The following is a 15178-nucleotide window of genomic DNA, read 5'->3' on the forward strand; positions in this document are numbered from 1 at the left end:
CATGACCGACACCACCAAGCCCTCCGTCCTGTTCGTCTGCGTGCACAACGCAGGTCGCTCGCAGATGGCCGCAGGCTTCCTCCGTGACATCGCAGGAGACCGCATCGAGGTCCGCTCGGCCGGCTCCATGCCCGCCGATCAGATCAACCCGATCGCGGTCGAGGCGATGGGCGAGCTGGGCATCGACATCACCGCCGAGCAGCCCAAGGTGCTCACGACCGAGGCCGTGCAGGCATCCGATGTCGTGATCACGATGGGATGCGGCGACGCCTGCCCGTTCTTCCCCGGCAAGCGCTACGAAGACTGGAAGCTCGACGACCCGGCCGGTCAGGGCATCGACGCCGTGCGTCCGATCCGTGACGACATCCGGCGCCGCATCGAGGTGCTGACCGGCGAACTGCTGGGCTGAGGCGCCTCCCGCCCCGTTCGAATCGCGCACTTTGCAGTTCTGCAGGGTGGAAAAGTGCAAAGTGCGCGATTCGAAAGCCGGGGGCGGGTCAGCGGTTGACGATGAGCCCGGAGGTCTTCTGCGCGGCGGTGAAACGGCGCTGCACGTCGGGCCAGTTGACCAGCTCCCAGAACGCCTTGACGTAGTCGGCGCGCACGTTGAGGTAGTCGAGGTAGTAGGCGTGTTCCCACACGTCGAGCTGCAGCAGCGGCGTGACACCGAGCGGCACGTTGCCCTGCTGATCGAACAGCTGGAAGATCACCGGCCGGGCTCCGACGCCGTCCCAGGCGAGCACGGCCCAGCCCGAGCCCTGCACACCGAGTGCGGTCGCCGTGAAGTGCGCGCGGAACGCGTCGATCGATCCGAACGCGTCGGCGAGCGCCGCGTCGAGCTCGCCCTCGGGGTTGCCGCCGCCGTCGGGCGAGAGGTTCTCCCAGAACACCGAGTGGTTGATGTGGCCGCCGAGGTTGAACGCCAGGTCCTTCTCGAGCTTGTTCACGGCGGCGAAGTCTCCGGACTCGCGCGCTGCGCCGAGCTGCTCGAGCGCGGTGTTGGCGCCGGTCACGTAGGCCTGGTGGTGCTTGGAGTGGTGCAGCTCCATGATCTTGCCGGAGATGTGCGGCGCGAGCGCCGAGTAGTCGTACGGCAGCTCGGGAAGAGTGTACGGAGTGGGCATGCTGGTCCTTTCAGTCGTTCTGATCGGTGGGAAGCGAGTGGAACCGGCGGTCGAGGTAGACGAGGGGTCGGCCGGGTCGCCCGAGCAGCACCTCGTCGATCTCGGCCACCACCACGGTCGACGAGCCGACGGCGACGGTGGACATGGTGTGACCGCGCATAGCCGCCCGCGCCTCGGCCAGGTACGGCTCTCCGGTGGGCAACGTGCTCCAGCCCTGATCGGGCGTGAAGCGGTCGGCACCGCTGACCGCGAAGCTCTGCGCCAGGGCGGAGTGCTCGTCGTCGATCAGATGCACGACGAACGACTCGGCGTTGAGGATCGACCCTGCGCTGCCGGTCGCCCTCGTCACCGAGAACACGATCGCGGCGGGGTCGACGGCGACGGATGCGACGCTGGATGCCGTGAGACCCACGGGCCCGTCGGGAGTCATCGCCGTGATGATCGCGACGCCCGCGGGGTGCGCACGGAATGCGGCCTTGAGTCCCTCACCGACCTCTGAGGGGACGGGTGCGGCGGGATGCGGCTGGGTGGTCATGCGGATGCCTCCTGGGGCGGAAGGGCTGCGATGATCGGATGGTCGCGCTCGATGATGCCCAGCTTCGCAGCTCCTCCGGGCGATCCCATCTCATCGAAGAACTCGACGTTGGCCTTGTAGTAGTCCTGCCATTCTGGCGGCAGATCGTCTTCGTAGTAGATCGCCTCGACAGGGCAGACCGGCTCGCACGCGCCGCAGTCGACGCATTCGTCGGGATGGATGTACAGCGAGCGCTCTCCCTCATAGATGCAGTCCACCGGACATTCGTCGATGCACGCACGATCCTTGACATCGACGCACGGAAGGGCGATCACGTAGGTCATCGGGGTGCGGTCTCCGTTCTCGTAACTCTTGCCACCGTAAGACCTCAAGTACACTTGAGGTCAAATCGAGGAAGGATCCCGTGACCATCGACGCCGACTCCGACCGCAGCGTGCACGGCCCCGACGAGCCCCTGACCATCGGGGAGATGAGCCGGCGCACCGGCGTCGCACCGTCGGCGCTGCACTTCTACGAGAGCCTGGGTCTCATCGCCTCGACCCGCACGCCCGGCAATCAGCGCCGCTACGCGCGGCACATGCTGCGTCGGGTCTCGCTCATCACCGTGGCGAAGCGCCTGGGCATCCCGCTCGCCGATGTGCAGGCCGCGTTCGCCGACGTGCCCCTCACGCAGACCCCGAGCCACGAGGACTGGCAGCGCGCCTCTCGGCGGTGGAAGCGCGAGCTCGAGAAGCGTCGCGAGGGCATCGAGCGCCTCGAACGCGAGCTGACCGGATGCATCGGCTGCGGCTGCCTGTCGATGAAGGCATGCGGCCTGCTCAATCCCGACGACGCCCTCGGCAGCCACGGATCCGGCCCCCAGCGTCTGCGTGACGTCGACGCCTGACACCCCTCCGTCAGTCACCCCCGCACGAGACCCGCACCGCGGCACGAGACCCCCGTTCGCGACGGGGGTCTCGTGCACGCACGGGGGTCTCGCGGGGAGCGCCGGACAGGGCAGCGCCGGGCAGGGCAGCGCCGAGCAGCGGCCGGCGCGCCGGGGTCAGCCGACAGTGAACGGCGCGCGCAGCAGCACCTCGTCGCGCGAGCTCGGGCCGACGAGCAGCTCGAATGCGCCGGGCTCCACGCGTCGGATGCCGTCGGCGTCGACGATCGAGCACTCTGCGACCGGAAGCTCGAGCCGCACACGCACCGACTCCCCCGGCGCGACGTCGACCTGGCGGTAGGTCTTGAGCTCCTTGTCGGCCCAGCTGACGCTCGTCACCGAGTCCCGCACATACGCCTGCACGGTCTCCCGCACAGGCCGCGAACCCGTGTTCGTGACATCGACCTCGGCGACGATCGTGTCGTGCAGACCGAGCTGCGCGGCGCCCAGCGACAGGTCCGAGTACGCGACGGTCGAATACGACAGGCCCTCGCCGAACGCCCAGGCCGGCGACTGCGTCAGGTCGGCGTAGCGGTCGCCGTGCTGGCCGCGGATCTGGTTGTAATACGTCGGCTGCTGACCGACGTGGCGCGCGAACGAGATCGGCAGGCGACCAGACGGCTCCACCGCGCCCGAGACGATCTCGGCGATCGCACGTCCGCCCTGCATGCCGGGGTTCGCGGCCCAGATCACGGCCGCCGCACGAGACACGGATGCAGGTAGCACCAGCGGCTTCGAGGCCAACAGCACCACCACCACGGGCTTCCCTGTCGCGATCAGCGCGTCGAGCAGGGCGTTCTGGCCGCCGATCAGTTCGAGCGTCGCCGTCGAGCGGCCCTCGCCCACGAGTTCGATGCGGTCGCCGACGACGGCGACGACGACATCGGATGCCGCAGCGGCCGCCACGGCGTCGGCGATCAGCGCGTCGTCGGCGGACGCGGGCACCACAACCGCGGGCCGCGGCTGCCCGTCGGGGAAGGTCGCCCCGCGCGGATCGTCTTCGAGGGTCAGGATCTCGGCGCCCTGCGCATGCGTGACCGACCAGCGGTCGACGCCGGCGAGTCCGTCGAGCACGGTCGTGATCATCTCGCGGGGCTGACCGTCGAGCCACCCCGCCTGCCCCGATCCACCGGCCCAGTCGCCGAGCTGCGTCTGCGCGTCGTCGGCGAGCGGCCCGACCACGGCGACCTTGAGGGGAGCTGCGGCATCGAGCGGCAGCACGCCGTCGTTCTCGAGCAGCACGATCGAGCGGCGCGCCGTCTCGAGGTTGAGCTCGGCGTGAGCCGCGCTGCCGACCACGGCATCCAGTTCGCGCTGAGGCAGCCGCGGGTTCTCGAAGAGACCGAGCTCGAACTTCAGGGTCAGGATGCGGGCGACCGCGTCGTCGAACGCGTCTTCGGCGAGCAGCCCGTTCGAGACGGCCTCGAGTGCACCCGCGAAGAAGCCGGGGGTGTTCATGACCATGTCGTTGCCGGCGCTCACCGCGGCGGCCGAGGCGTGGGCGTAGTCGGGCTGCACGTGCTGCTCCCACACCATGCGGCCGACGTTGTCCCAGTCGGTGATGAGCGTGCCGGTGTAGCCCCACTCGCCGCGCAGCACGTCGCTGAGCAGCCACTCGTTTACCGTGATCGGCACGCCGTCGGTGGTCTGGTAGCCGAGCATGAACGTGCGGCATCCCTCGCGGGCGACGCGCTCGAACGGCGGCAGGAACCACGAGCGCAGCTTGCGACGGGAGATGTCGGCCTCGCTCGCGTCGCGCCCGCCCTGCGTCTCGGAGTACCCGGCGAAGTGCTTGGCGGTCGCGAGGATGGCGGTCGGGTCGGTGAGGCCGTCGCCCTGATAGCCGCGCACCATGGCCGAGGCGAGCTCGCCGATGAGGAACGGGTCTTCACCGAAGGTCTCATCGATGCGGCCCCAGCGCAGGTCGCGTGCGATGCACAGCACCGGAGAGAACGTCCAGTGGATGCCGGTCGCCGCGACCTCGACCGCGGTGGCCCTCGCGACCTTCTCGACGAGCTCGGCATCCCATGTCGCGGCCATGCCGAGCTGCGTCGGGTAGATCGTCGCCCCCGGCCAGAACGAGTGACCGTGGATGCAGTCCTCGGCGACCAGCAGCGGGATGCGCAGCCGTGTCTGCGCTGTCAGCTCGTTGGCGCGGATGATGCGTTCGGGCGAGGTGTGCAGGATCGATCCGACGTGCGTGCCCAGCACATGGTCGTCGAGGTCGTCGCGGGCATCGAGCTGCAGCATCTGCCCGATCTTCTCCTCGACGGTCATGCGGTCGAGGAGGTCGGCGACGCGTGCCGCGATCGGCAGCTCGGGGTCGAGGTAGGGCAGGGATTCGGTCAGGGTCTGAGAGGTCATCACTCGGCGTTCTGTGTCTTCGTATCGGTCGTCGTCTGGGTCGTCGTCGCTGTCGCCGCGCTCTGCACGGTACCCGAGTCGGTCGTCGGCGCCACGCGCACCGCCGTCACGGGATCGTTCACGTTGAGACCCTTCTTCTTCATCGCACGGGCGCGCTCGCCGGCCGACCGCAGCCTCGGGTTGACGTACTCGTCGATGCCGAAGTTGATGAGCGACAGGGCGACGCCGATGATCGCGATGCAGAGTCCTGCGGGCACGTACCACCACCACAGCCGCGGGAAGGCGCCGTTCTGCTGCGCCCAGAACAGGATCGTGCCCCAGTTGAGGTTGCTCACCGGGATCACGCCGATGAAGGCGAGGGTCGTGAGGCCGAGGATCGCCGCGGTCACGGTGCCGACGAAGCTCGACGCGATCAGCGCCATGAGGTTCGGCAGCATCTCGACCGTGATGATGCGGTGCAGCGGCTCGCCGTTGGCGCGGGCCGCCTGGATGAAGTCGCGGTTGCGCAGCGACATGGTCTGCGCGCGCAGCACGCGGGCACCCCACGCCCAGCCGGTGAGCCCGAGCACCGCGGCGATCACGATGAGGGGCGGGTTCTCGAACTGCGAGGCCACGATGATGATCAGCGGGATGCCGGGGATCACCAGGAACACGTTCGTCAGCGCCGAGAGCGACTCGCTCTTCCACCCGCGCACGTAGCCGGCGATGACGCCGATCGTGATCGCGATGATCGTCGCGATGATCGCCGACAGGAAGCCGACCACCACCACACCACGCGTGCCGAAGATGAGCTGGCTGAGCACGTCCTCACCCATGTGGGTGGTGCCGAGCCAATGGTCGAGAGAGGGCGGCTGCCGCAGCGCCGTGCGGTCCTTCTGCGTGGCGCCGTAGGGCGCGAGCAGCGGGGCGAAGATCGCGATCAGCACGAACACCCCGAGGATGATCAGGCCGGCGATCGACTTGGGGTTGCGGAACATCGCGAACGACTGCGCGAGCTGCGACCAGAAGGTCTTGCGCGCGGGTGCGACGTCACCGGCCGTGCGGAAGGTCGCCGTCGCGGGCATCCCGGTCGGGATCGCGCTGCCGTCGGGAGCCGTGGTCTCGGTCGAGGTGGGAACACTCATGTCAGGCCTCCGTCTGGCGCGTGCGCGGGTCGAGGTATGCGTAGACGATGTCGGCGAGGATGTTGGCGACCAACACCGACAGCGTGATCACCAGGAAGACGCCCTGCATGAGGGCGAAGTCCTTCGCATTGGTGGCGTCGAGCAGCAGTTTGCCGACTCCGGGATAGCTGAAGACCATCTCCATCACGATCGTGCCGCCCACGATGAATCCGATCGAGAGCGCGAAGCTCTGGATCTGCGGCAGCACGGCGTTGCGGGCGGCGTAGGCCCAGAGCACTCGCCGGTTGGGCATGCCCTTCGCCTGCGCGACCGTGATGTAGTCCTCGTCGAGCACCGTGAGCATCATGTTGCGCATGCCGAGCATCCATCCGCCGAGCGACGCGATGATGATCGTGAGAGCCGGCAGCGTGCCGTGCATGATCACCTGCCCGATGAAGTCGAGGCTCCATTCCGGCGACTGGCCTTTGTCGTAGGCGTGCGACGAGGGGAACCACTTGAGCGTCGACGAGAAGATCGCGATCGCGATGAGTCCCAGCCAGAAGTACGGGATCGTGTTGAAGAACGTCGTGATCGGGATGAGTGCGTCGAGCCTGCTGCCGCGCTTCCACCCGACGATCGCGCCGCCGACGGTGCCCAGCACGAACGAGATGATGGTCGCGAGCCCGACCAGTCCCAGCGTCCACGGCAGAGCGGATGCGAGCACCTCTCCCACCGGTCGCAGACCGTGCAGGGTCGAGATGCCGAGATCGCCGCGGAACAGCATCGCCCAGTAGTCGAGATACTGCTGCCACATCGACTTGTCCGAGTCGATGCCGAGCAGGATGCGCAGCGAGTCCGCCGCCTCGGGGCTGATGTTGCGGTTGCGGGCGAGGTACGAGCTGACCGCATCGCCCTTCATGAACCGCGGCAGGAAGAAGTTGATCGTGATGGCCGCCCACAGCGTGAAGAGGTAGAAGCCCGCGCGCCCGGCGAAGAATCGCCAGGGCACCGCGGCTCGGCCCTTCTGCGCGGCGGTGGCCGTGGTGCCGACCTCGAGCGCGTCGCGGTTCTCGTCGTCGACGAGCGGGAGCTGGGGGGATGCGGTGGTCACTGTGCGCCTCCGTGCGAGCCGGCCGTCGCGAAGTGCTTGTCGGGGTCGGGAGACGCCGCCCGCAGCTCGCGCGTGTAGGGGTCCTGCGGGTTGAGGATCACGTCGTCGGCGTCGCCGAACTCGACGACACGGCCCTGGTTGAGCACCATGATGCGGTCGCTGAAGTGCCGCGCCGTGGCGAGGTCGTGCGTGATGTAGAGCACGCCGAGCCCCTCTTCTCGCTGCAGATCGGCGAGCAGGTTCAGCACACCCACACGGATCGACACGTCGAGCATCGAGACCGGCTCGTCGGCGACGAGCAGCGACGGGCGCGACGCGAGGGCCCGGGCGATGGCCACGCGCTGGCGCTGGCCGCCCGAGAGCTCGTGCGGGCGGCGGTCGATCACCGCATCCGCGTCGAGCCGTACGCGCTCGAGCAGTCGGCGCACCTCCGCCTCGGTCTCCTTCTTCGGCACGACGTCGTCGAGACGGATCGGGCGCTCGAGGTGGTACCTGATCGAGTGGTACGGGTTCAGAGAGGCGAAAGGGTCCTGGAAGACCATGCGCAGCTGCTGGCGGTACTTTCGCAGCCCCGTGCCGCGACGCGGGATCGGCTTGCCGTCGAGAAGCACCTCGCCGCTGGTGGGGGTCTCGAGCTGGGTGAGGATCTTGGCGATCGTCGACTTGCCGCTGCCCGACTGACCGACCAGGCCGATGGTCTGGCCCGAGGTCAGGGTGAAGCTGACGTCGTCGAGGGCCTTCAGGCGCCCGGCGCCTCTGACGTTGTAGACCTTGGTCACATTCGCGAACTCGAGCGTGGTCATCGGGTCAACACTCCTCTCGCACCGGTGAGTCGGGGGAACGACGACAGCAGGGTCCTCGTGTAGTCGTGCTGCGGGTTCGTCCAGATCTGCTCGGCGGGAGCGAGCTCGACGATCTCGCCGGCACGCATGATCGCGATGCGGTCGCTGATCTCGAGCAGCAGCGGGAGGTCGTGGGTGATGAAGATGACCGAGAAGCCGAACTCGTGACGCAGCTGCGAGATCTGCTTGAGGATCTCGCGCTGCACCAGCACGTCGAGCGCGGTGGTCGGCTCGTCCATGACCATGAGCTGCGGACGCAGCGCCAGGGCCATCGCGATCATGACGCGCTGGCGCATGCCGCCGGAGAGCTCGTGCGGGAACGAGCGGGTGCGCTGACGGCCGACCTTGACGATCTCGAGCAGCTCCTCGGCCTCGGCCCTGCGCTGGCGGCGGGTCATGTCGGGTCGGTGGATCTCGAAGACGTCCTCCAGCTGCGAGCCGATCGTCGCGACCGGGTTGAGCGCGTTCATCGCCCCCTGGAACACCATCGACACCTTGTCCCAGCGGAACCTCTGCATCGCGTCGACATCGAGAGCGTTGATGTCGACGTCGACACCGGATGCGTCGTGGAAGGTCACGCTGCCGCCCGCGATCACCGCGGGAGCCCGCAGCAGACGCTGCACGCCGTACGCGAGGGTGGTCTTGCCGCATCCGCTCTCTCCCGCGAGACCGAGGATCTCTCCTCGCTGCAGTTCGAGCGTCACGTTCTTCACCGCCTCGACAGGCGGATCGACGTCGTACACGACCGAGAAGTCGCGCACGCTGAGCAGGGGTTCTGTCATGAAGTGTCCTTCGTCGGGTGGGGCGTTTCGTCTCGGTCCTTCGGTCCTCGCTCAACGACCGGGGCGGGTCCACCGGTCGTTGAGCGAGCGGAGCGAGTCGAAACGCGGTGAGGGGGCGTTTCGTCTCGGTCCTTCGGTCCTCGCTCAACGACCGGGGCGGATCCTTCGGTCCTCGCTCAACGACCGGTGGCTCGCTCAACGACCGGAAGCGGGGGCCTTACTCGGCCGGCTTCAGCTTCGTGAGGATCTGCACGATGTTCTGCTGCGTCGGGTCACCCGAGGCGTACGGGTCCTCCTCCGAGGGCCACCCCACGTAATTGCGGGTGTTGTACTGACCGAGCAGCGGGTGCGCGCCGAGCGGGATCGCCGGCACCTGGTCGACGAAGATCTGCTCGAGCGTCGTGATCGCCGAGGTGCGCACGTCGTCCGACGACGCGTTCGCGTAGGCGTTCAGCGCCTCGGTGGCCGCCGGGTCGTCGAAGCGTCCGAAGTTGAATCCGGCGATGCCCTCGGGCGAGATCCAGCGCGGGTCCATGGTCGACGTGTAGAGGCCGTAGGCCGTGCCGCTGTCCTCGAGCCAGTGGATGATGGCCGAGAACGTGCCCTCGTCGCGGGGCCCCGCCCAACCGCCCCAGTCGGGCATGTCGATCTTGACCTCGGCGCCGATCGCCTCGGTGACGTCTTCGGCGATCAGCTCCTGCGCGGTGTTCCAGTCGCTCCAGCCCGAGGGCACCGAGAGCGTGAACGACACGGGGGTGCCGTCGGGATCGATCAGAGCATCGTCCTTCCAGGTGTAGCCGGCGCTCTCGAGCAGGTCGCGCGCCTTCTCGGCGTCGACCGAGTACTCCTGACCCTGGAACTCGGGCTGGATCTCGTCCTCGAGGATCGACGAGAGTCCGGTGACCGACCACACCGGCTCGCTCGCACCCTCGCGGGCGATGTCGACGTAGGCGTCGCGGTCGATGACCCAGGCCAGCGCCTGGCGGAACGCGACGTCGTCGAACGGCTTCTCCTGGAGGTTCATGAACAGCGTCGCCGAACCCGTGGTCGGTGCCACGAAGTACTTGTTGTGCTCGGGGTCGACGTCGAGGTACTGCTCCTGGATCTGCGGGATGAACGCCTGCGCCCAGTCGGCCTCGCCCTGCGCGAGTGCGGTGGTCAGCGCGGTGTTGTCACCGTACGAGACGTAGTGCAGCTCGGGCACGGCGAGGTCGCCGCCCCAGTAGTCGTCGCGGGCCTCGAGGGTGACCGACTCGGTCGACCAGTTCGAGAGCGCGTAGGGGCCGGTGCCGACGAGATCGTCGCCCTTGACGGGGTCGGTGGCGGGCTCGTCGAGGTTCTCCCAGATGTGCTTCGGCACGATCGGCACGTGCAGCACGCGGGCCTGGTTGACGTACTTCGACTCGCCGAACGTCAGCGTCACGGCGTCGCCCTCGACGGTCGCGCCTTCGAACTTCAGGCCCGCGGTGTCGAGCTCGGGAGTCGAGACGAGTTCATACGTGAAGACGATGTCGTCGGCGGTGAACGGCTCGCCGTCACTCCAGGTCACGTCCTTTCGGGGCACGACGGTGACAGCGGTGTAGTCGTCGTTCCACTCGATGTTCTCCGCCAGCCAGGGCGTGACCTCGCGGTCGCCGGTCTGGTTGACGAGGGCGAGGGTCTCGAAGATGACCTTGCCGTATCCGTACTTCGACGCCGACGAGTCGCCGACGTACGGGTTGTTCGACTCGGTCGTGATCGCTCCGTCAGGCTTGGCGATCGTCAGCGCGGCGCCGCCTGCTGCGCCGTCTGCGTCGCCCGATCCGCCGGCTGCGCAGCCGGCGAGCGCCGAGACGCTGAGCGCGGAGACCGCCACGGCGGCGATCAGGGATTTTCTGAGCTTCATTGCTTCTCCTTGGGCACGGGTCTTTGTGCTGTGTGACCGTCGGCTGCGCGAGCCTCCGACGAGGTTAACTTACTGGCGAGAAAGTAAGCTGATGTGAGGTTACCCGTCAGTAAGTAGAGTTGGCAAGTACGATCCAGTGCAGGATTCCGTGCAGGAGAAGAGGAACCATGGCGAAGGATGCCGTCGCACACGCGGCCGTCCGCCCCGCGACACGTGAGAAGCGGGAGCAGATCCTCAAGGCCGCCGTCGAGATCTTCGGCAACAAGGGGTCGACCAACGGCACCCTGGCCGACGTGGCCGAACAGGTCGGCATGACCCATGCCGGCGTGCTGCACCATTTCGGCTCGAAGCAGAAGCTGCTGCTCGAAGTGCTCGCCTACCGCGATCAGGCGGATGTCGCGAATCTCGCAGAGAAGCACATCCCGGGCGGTCCCGAGCTCTTCCTGCACCTCGTGCGCACCGCGATCGCGAACGAACGACGCCCCGGCATCGTGCAGGCCTACACCGTGCTCTCCTCCGAATCGGTGACCGACAACCACCCCGGCCGCGACTACTTCGAAGACCGCTACACGACGCTCCGCCGTGAGATCACCGACGCGTTCCACCAGCTGTGCGCGCAGGAAGGTGTGACCGAGCCCGCGACGGTGGCGACGGCCTCGGCCGCGATCCTGGCGGTCATGGACGGCCTTCAGCTGCAGTGGCTGCTGCGCCGAGATGTGATCGACCTGGGCGCGGCGAGCGAGTTCGCCATCCGGGCGATCGTGAACGGCGTGCTGCACCCCGGCCCCACGCTGGAGTCGTACCACCACGACTAGGCTCGGGGCCATGACGATCGACCTCGAAGCGCTGTATATCGACCTGCACCAGCACCCGGAGCTATCGTTCCAGGAGACGCGCACCGCCGGCATCGCCGCCGGTCACCTGCGGGATCTGGGCCTCGAGGTGCACGAGGGCATCGGCGTCACGGGCGTGGTCGGAGTGCTGGAGAACGGCGACGGTCCGGTCGTGTGGGTGCGCGCCGACATGGACGCCCTCCCGGTCGGCGAGGAGACGGGCCTGTCCTACGCGAGCACGGCCACCGGCATCGATCCCGCGGGCACCACCGTGCCCGTCATGCACGCCTGCGGACACGACATGCACGTCACCGCCATGATCGGCGCCGTCGAGAAGCTCGTGACGGAGCGCGCCGACTGGTCGGGGACGCTCGTGGTGCTGATCCAGCCCGCCGAGGAGTACGGCGCCGGCTCCCGCGCGATGCTCGACGACGGTCTGCTCGACCTCGTGCCGCGCCCCGACATCGTGCTCGGCCAGCACGTCACGCCCCTTCCGGCCGGCACGATCGGCGTGCGACCGGGAACCCAGATGGCGGCATCCGACGGGCTCACCGTCACTCTGCACGGCCGCGGCGGACACGGCTCGCGCCCGCACTCGACCATCGACCCCGTGGTCATGGCCGCGGCGACCGTCATGCGACTGCAGACCATCGCGTCGCGAGAGGTCGACCCGCGCGATGTCGCCGTGGTCACGGTCGGCTCGATCCACGCCGGCCTCAAGAACAACATCATCCCCGCCGAGGCGAAGCTCGAGCTCAGCCTGCGCTACCCCAACGACGAGATGCGCGACAAGGTGCTCGCGAGTGTCGAGCGCATCGTGCGTGCCGAGGCCGCGGCATCCGGCGCCGAGCGCGAGCCCGAGATCCGCACCGACCACACCCTGCCGCCTACGATCAACGACGCGGATGCCACAGCTCGTGTCACGTCGGCGCTGCAGCGCGCGCTCGGTGAGGCCTCGGTCATGGATCCCGGCATGTTCACCGGCAGTGAAGACGTCTCGTGGTTCGCCCGCGACACCGGGGCGCCGCTCGTGTTCTGGTTCTGGGGCGGGATCGACGCGGCGACGTTCGCGGCCTCGGCCGCCGCCGGCACGCTCGACAAGGACATCCCCACGAACCACTCGCCGTTCTTCGCCCCGGTGATCCACCCGACGATCGAGGTCGGCGTCACCGCGCTGTCGTCGGCGGCACGCGAATTCCTCGGCTGAGCTTCAGCCGCCGATCGCATTCATGCCGCGCGCCGGCTGCAGGAACGACGGGTCGTTGATCGCGTGCCCGGGCAGCTTGCCGTGCACGCACGAGCGCAGCATGGCACCGATCGCGGACGCCCGCTGGGCCGGGTCGGATGCCGCATCGCCGCGGAGCGAGTCGATCAGGTCGTATTCGGCGTTGGAGAACAGGCAGTTGCGCAGCTGACCGTCGGCGGTCAGGCGCAGTCGGTCGCACGCGCCGCAGAAGGGTGCGGTGACCGAGGCGATCACGCCGACCTCGTGGGGTCCGCCGTCTATGCGCCACTTCTCGGCCGGGGCGCCGCCGCGACCGGGCACAGGCTCGAGGCTCCACCGCGCGCTCAGTTTCTCGAGGATCTCCTCCCGCGTGACCATCGAGGCGCGATCCCACGTGTGCCCCGCGTCGAGAGGCATCTGCTCGATGAAGCGCAGCTGCGCGCCGACCTCCATCGCGAACGCCACGAGATCGGGCAGCTCGTCGTCGTTCACGCCGCGCATCGCGACCGTGTTGAGCTTGAGCGGGCGGAGCTCGGATGCCGCGGCGGCCGCGATGCCCTCGAACACGTCGTCGATGCGGTCGCGCCGGGTGAGGTCGGCGAAGCGCTGCCGGTCGACCGTGTCGATGCTGATGTTCAGACGCGTGAGCCCCGCGTCGATCAGGTCGGGCAGGTGCTTCGCGAGAGTGATGCCGTTCGTCGTCATCGCGACCTCGACCGGGCCGTCGTCTCCCTCGATCGCCGAGACGCGCCGCACCACGTCGACGATGTCCGCGCGCAGCAGCGGCTCACCCCCGGTGAGGCGGAACGTGCGGATGCCGAGCGATGCGGCGACCGTGGCGACCTCGACGATCTCGTCGGTCGACAGGATGCTGGTGCGCGCGAGCCACTCGTTGCCCTGCTCGGGCATGCAGTAGGTGCAGCGCAGCGAGCAGCGGTCGGTCAGCGAGATGCGCAGATCGCGGTGCACGCGACCATGGGTGTCGACGAGGCCCTGCATCGCGGGCGCGGCATCACCGGCGATCACCGGATTCGGCGAGCGCACTCCGATCACGACCGGCACGGCCGTCACCGCAGTCTCCCTCTCCCCGACATGTTCCGAGACTACCCGCGCCTTCGGTGCCGGGGCCCGTGTGCGCACGACGACCGGCATATTGTCAGGTCGCGATCCCGCGCAGCGTGCGCGGATCGGGCGCTGCCCCTCGCCTACTCTCCGAGAAGCACGTACAGGAGGAAGGCGTCGCCGCCCATGTCGTTCAGCGTCAGCTCGATCGCGCGGCCGCGGGGATCGACCGTCGTCTGATAGACCGTGCCATCGTCGACCGTGGTCAGATCGGACTCCGGGAACTCCCCGAACTCCGCCACCACCGCATCATGCAGCGGCGCTGCCGGATCGATCCCCTCGCTGGATCCGAACACCCATTGGCGGTCGTTCTGCTGGACCGTGAGCCCATCGACCTGCTCGAGCGGCAGCTCCGGCAGCTCCGGAACCGCCTCGCGGAACTCCTCGAGAGTGCGCTCGACGCCAGCCGCCTGCGGGTCTTCCAGAGGGGCCACGCTCGGCGAGGCGCTCTCGACGGGCGTCGGCGCGGTCTGTGGCGCGCACGCGGTGAGCAGGAGGGCACTGGTCGCAAGCACCAGTGCGGCTGGTCGATATCGACGCATATCTCAGGGTATCCGGGGACGTGCCCACGCCGACACGTACGTCACCATCCTCAGCCTTTGACGGCTCCAGCCATGACACCGGCGACGAGATGCCTGCCCGCGAGGACGAGCACGAGGAGAAGGGGCAGAGCGACGAGGAACACTCCGGCCATGACGAGTCCGGTGTCCGATGTGAACGCGCCGCGAAGCTGCGGCACCACGAGCGGCATGGTCAGCTGCGAGCGCATGACGACGGACGGCCAGAAGAAGCTGTTCCACGAGCCGATGAAGGTGAACAGCGCGAGCGTCGCGGCAGCAGGGCGCGCGGCAGGCAGCGCAATCGACCAGAAAGTCCGGAACATCGACGCACCGTCGACCCGTGCGGCTTCCACGAGCTCATAGGGCAGCGCCTCCTGCAGGTACTGCGTCATCCAGAACACTCCGAAGGCTCCCACGAGCCCCGGCCCCGGTGACGAGCCGGTCGATTCCCCCTTCGGACGCGCTCCTTCGTCGACAGGATCTCACGCCTGTTTCCCAGCGTTCGCGACGAATCGCACGAGGCTCGGGCCCACCCGCAACCGAATCCTGTCCCCGACGGCGAAAGTCCTGGTATCGGCGAGTTGCCGGTCGACGGCGCCCCGATCGGTGTGCATGCGCACCCCGGCGACCGTCGGTTCGAACCGGGTCACCACGGCTGTCCACGAGTTGACTTCCCCGTCCGCCTGGGCGATCCGCACGTCCCCCGGACGGAAGACTGCGGCGAGCGCGGTTCCGTCGGCCGCAGCGAGCGCACGCGACGCGGGGTC

Annotated in this window: 15 protein-coding genes and 2 pseudogenes; 4 read left to right on the forward strand and 13 right to left on the reverse strand. The window is 68.4% G+C overall.

Annotated features, from left to right (window positions below; translation table 11 throughout):
- The first annotated feature begins 1 nt into the window (after position 1).
- Positions 2-409 (forward strand): arsenate reductase ArsC, encoded by a 408-nt coding sequence (locus tag RWO82_RS11670; protein WP_314427136.1) that lies wholly within the window; start codon positions 2-4, stop codon positions 407-409.
- A gap of 88 nt (positions 410-497) precedes the next feature.
- On the opposite strand, the gene RWO82_RS11675 is transcribed toward RWO82_RS11670, so the two are convergent.
- Genes RWO82_RS11675 through fdxA form a run of 3 tightly spaced genes read right to left on the reverse strand, consistent with a single transcriptional unit; the run spans position 498 to position 1982 of the window.
- A complete protein-coding gene (locus tag RWO82_RS11675) occupies positions 498-1124 on the reverse strand; it encodes a superoxide dismutase (RefSeq protein ID WP_314427138.1) in 627 nt (208 codons plus the stop codon).
- A 10-nt stretch (positions 1125-1134) separates the two neighbouring features.
- Entirely contained in the window at positions 1135-1659 is a 525-nt protein-coding gene (locus tag RWO82_RS11680; RefSeq protein ID WP_314427140.1) for a flavin reductase family protein, read from the reverse strand.
- Positions 1656-1982, reverse strand: coding sequence for a ferredoxin (fdxA, locus tag RWO82_RS11685; RefSeq protein ID WP_314427143.1), 327 nt, complete (start codon positions 1980-1982; stop codon positions 1656-1658). Before fdxA ends, RWO82_RS11680 begins: the two co-directional genes overlap by 4 nt.
- Before the next feature lie 80 nt (positions 1983-2062).
- On the opposite strand from fdxA, the gene soxR reads away from it, so the two are divergent.
- A complete protein-coding gene (soxR, locus tag RWO82_RS11690) occupies positions 2063-2545 on the forward strand; it encodes a redox-sensitive transcriptional activator SoxR (protein ID WP_399540805.1) in 483 nt (160 codons plus the stop codon).
- Positions 2546-2701: 156 nt separating this feature from the next.
- Here soxR and RWO82_RS11695 read toward each other — a convergent pair whose 3' ends face one another.
- The 6 genes from RWO82_RS11695 to RWO82_RS11720 all read right to left on the reverse strand — a co-directional run bounded on the left by RWO82_RS11695 (position 2702) and on the right by RWO82_RS11720 (position 10671).
- Positions 2702-4948, reverse strand: coding sequence for a glycoside hydrolase family 3 N-terminal domain-containing protein (locus tag RWO82_RS11695; protein WP_314427146.1), 2247 nt, complete (start codon positions 4946-4948; stop codon positions 2702-2704).
- A complete protein-coding gene (locus RWO82_RS11700) occupies positions 4948-6072 on the reverse strand; it encodes an ABC transporter permease (protein ID WP_314427149.1) in 1125 nt (374 codons plus the stop codon). Before RWO82_RS11700 ends, RWO82_RS11695 begins: the two co-directional genes overlap by 1 nt.
- Before the next feature lies 1 nt (position 6073).
- On the reverse strand, positions 6074-7162 hold the full coding sequence (locus RWO82_RS11705) for an ABC transporter permease (protein WP_314427152.1): 1089 nt from the start codon (positions 7160-7162) through the stop codon (positions 6074-6076).
- Complete coding sequence (locus RWO82_RS11710; protein WP_314427154.1) at positions 7159-7965, reverse strand: ATP-binding cassette domain-containing protein; 807 nt, start codon at positions 7963-7965, stop codon at positions 7159-7161. Before RWO82_RS11710 ends, RWO82_RS11705 begins: the two co-directional genes overlap by 4 nt.
- On the reverse strand, positions 7962-8786 hold the full coding sequence (locus RWO82_RS11715) for an ABC transporter ATP-binding protein (protein ID WP_314427157.1): 825 nt from the start codon (positions 8784-8786) through the stop codon (positions 7962-7964). Before RWO82_RS11715 ends, RWO82_RS11710 begins: the two co-directional genes overlap by 4 nt.
- A 217-nt stretch (positions 8787-9003) precedes the next feature.
- Positions 9004-10671, reverse strand: coding sequence for an ABC transporter substrate-binding protein (locus RWO82_RS11720; RefSeq protein WP_314427159.1), 1668 nt, complete (start codon positions 10669-10671; stop codon positions 9004-9006).
- A 167-nt stretch (positions 10672-10838) separates the two neighbouring features.
- On the opposite strand from RWO82_RS11720, the gene RWO82_RS11725 reads away from it, so the two are divergent.
- Together RWO82_RS11725 and RWO82_RS11730 are read left to right on the forward strand one after the other, a co-directional pair.
- Entirely contained in the window at positions 10839-11486 is a 648-nt protein-coding gene (locus RWO82_RS11725; RefSeq protein WP_314427161.1) for a TetR/AcrR family transcriptional regulator, read from the forward strand.
- Positions 11487-11496: 10 nt separating this feature from the next.
- Positions 11497-12711 carry an amidohydrolase gene (locus RWO82_RS11730; protein WP_314427164.1) on the forward strand — a complete coding sequence of 405 codons (1215 nt, stop codon included), beginning with the start codon at positions 11497-11499 and terminating at the stop codon, positions 12709-12711.
- A gap of 3 nt (positions 12712-12714) precedes the next feature.
- Here RWO82_RS11730 and moaA read toward each other — a convergent pair whose 3' ends face one another.
- From moaA to RWO82_RS11750, 4 genes and pseudogenes are all read right to left on the reverse strand, one after another.
- Positions 12715-13800, reverse strand: a complete 1086-nt coding sequence (moaA, locus tag RWO82_RS11735) for a GTP 3',8-cyclase MoaA (protein ID WP_314427166.1) — start codon at positions 13798-13800, stop codon at positions 12715-12717.
- Positions 13801-13934: 134 nt separating this feature from the next.
- Positions 13935-14366: a hypothetical protein gene (locus RWO82_RS11740; RefSeq protein ID WP_314427168.1), complete on the reverse strand. Its 432-nt coding sequence runs from the start codon at positions 14364-14366 to the stop codon at positions 13935-13937.
- Between the two features lie 77 nt (positions 14367-14443).
- Positions 14444-14836, reverse strand: a pseudogene (locus RWO82_RS11745) (ABC transporter permease subunit); the annotation flags it as partial.
- Positions 14837-14893: 57 nt separating this feature from the next.
- A pseudogene (locus RWO82_RS11750) lies at positions 14894-15178 on the reverse strand (hypothetical protein); the annotation flags it as partial.

The organism is uncultured Microbacterium sp. (assembly GCF_963521645.1).
Lineage (GTDB): Bacteria > Actinomycetota > Actinomycetes > Actinomycetales > Microbacteriaceae > Microbacterium.

Excerpts from the sequence above, each read along its gene's own strand:
- RWO82_RS11700 (WP_314427149.1), bottom strand. The coding sequence starts at position 6,072 with ATGAGTGTTCCCACCTCGACCGAGACCACGGCTCCCGACGGCAGCGCG.
- RWO82_RS11715 (WP_314427157.1), bottom strand. The coding sequence starts at position 8,786 with ATGACAGAACCCCTGCTCAGCGTGCGCGACTTCTCGGTCGTGTACGAC.
- RWO82_RS11710 (WP_314427154.1), bottom strand. The coding sequence starts at position 7,965 with ATGACCACGCTCGAGTTCGCGAATGTGACCAAGGTCTACAACGTCAGA.
- RWO82_RS11725 (WP_314427161.1), top strand. The coding sequence starts at position 10,839 with ATGGCGAAGGATGCCGTCGCACACGCGGCCGTCCGCCCCGCGACACGT.
- RWO82_RS11675 (WP_314427138.1), bottom strand. The coding sequence starts at position 1,124 with ATGCCCACTCCGTACACTCTTCCCGAGCTGCCGTACGACTACTCGGCG.
- RWO82_RS11680 (WP_314427140.1), bottom strand. The coding sequence starts at position 1,659 with ATGACCACCCAGCCGCATCCCGCCGCACCCGTCCCCTCAGAGGTCGGT.
- RWO82_RS11695 (WP_314427146.1), bottom strand. The coding sequence starts at position 4,948 with ATGACCTCTCAGACCCTGACCGAATCCCTGCCCTACCTCGACCCCGAG.
- fdxA (WP_314427143.1), bottom strand. The coding sequence starts at position 1,982 with ATGACCTACGTGATCGCCCTTCCGTGCGTCGATGTCAAGGATCGTGCG.
- RWO82_RS11720 (WP_314427159.1), bottom strand. The coding sequence starts at position 10,671 with ATGAAGCTCAGAAAATCCCTGATCGCCGCCGTGGCGGTCTCCGCGCTC.
- RWO82_RS11670 (WP_314427136.1), top strand. The coding sequence starts at position 2 with ATGACCGACACCACCAAGCCCTCCGTCCTGTTCGTCTGCGTGCACAAC.
- RWO82_RS11730 (WP_314427164.1), top strand. The coding sequence starts at position 11,497 with ATGACGATCGACCTCGAAGCGCTGTATATCGACCTGCACCAGCACCCG.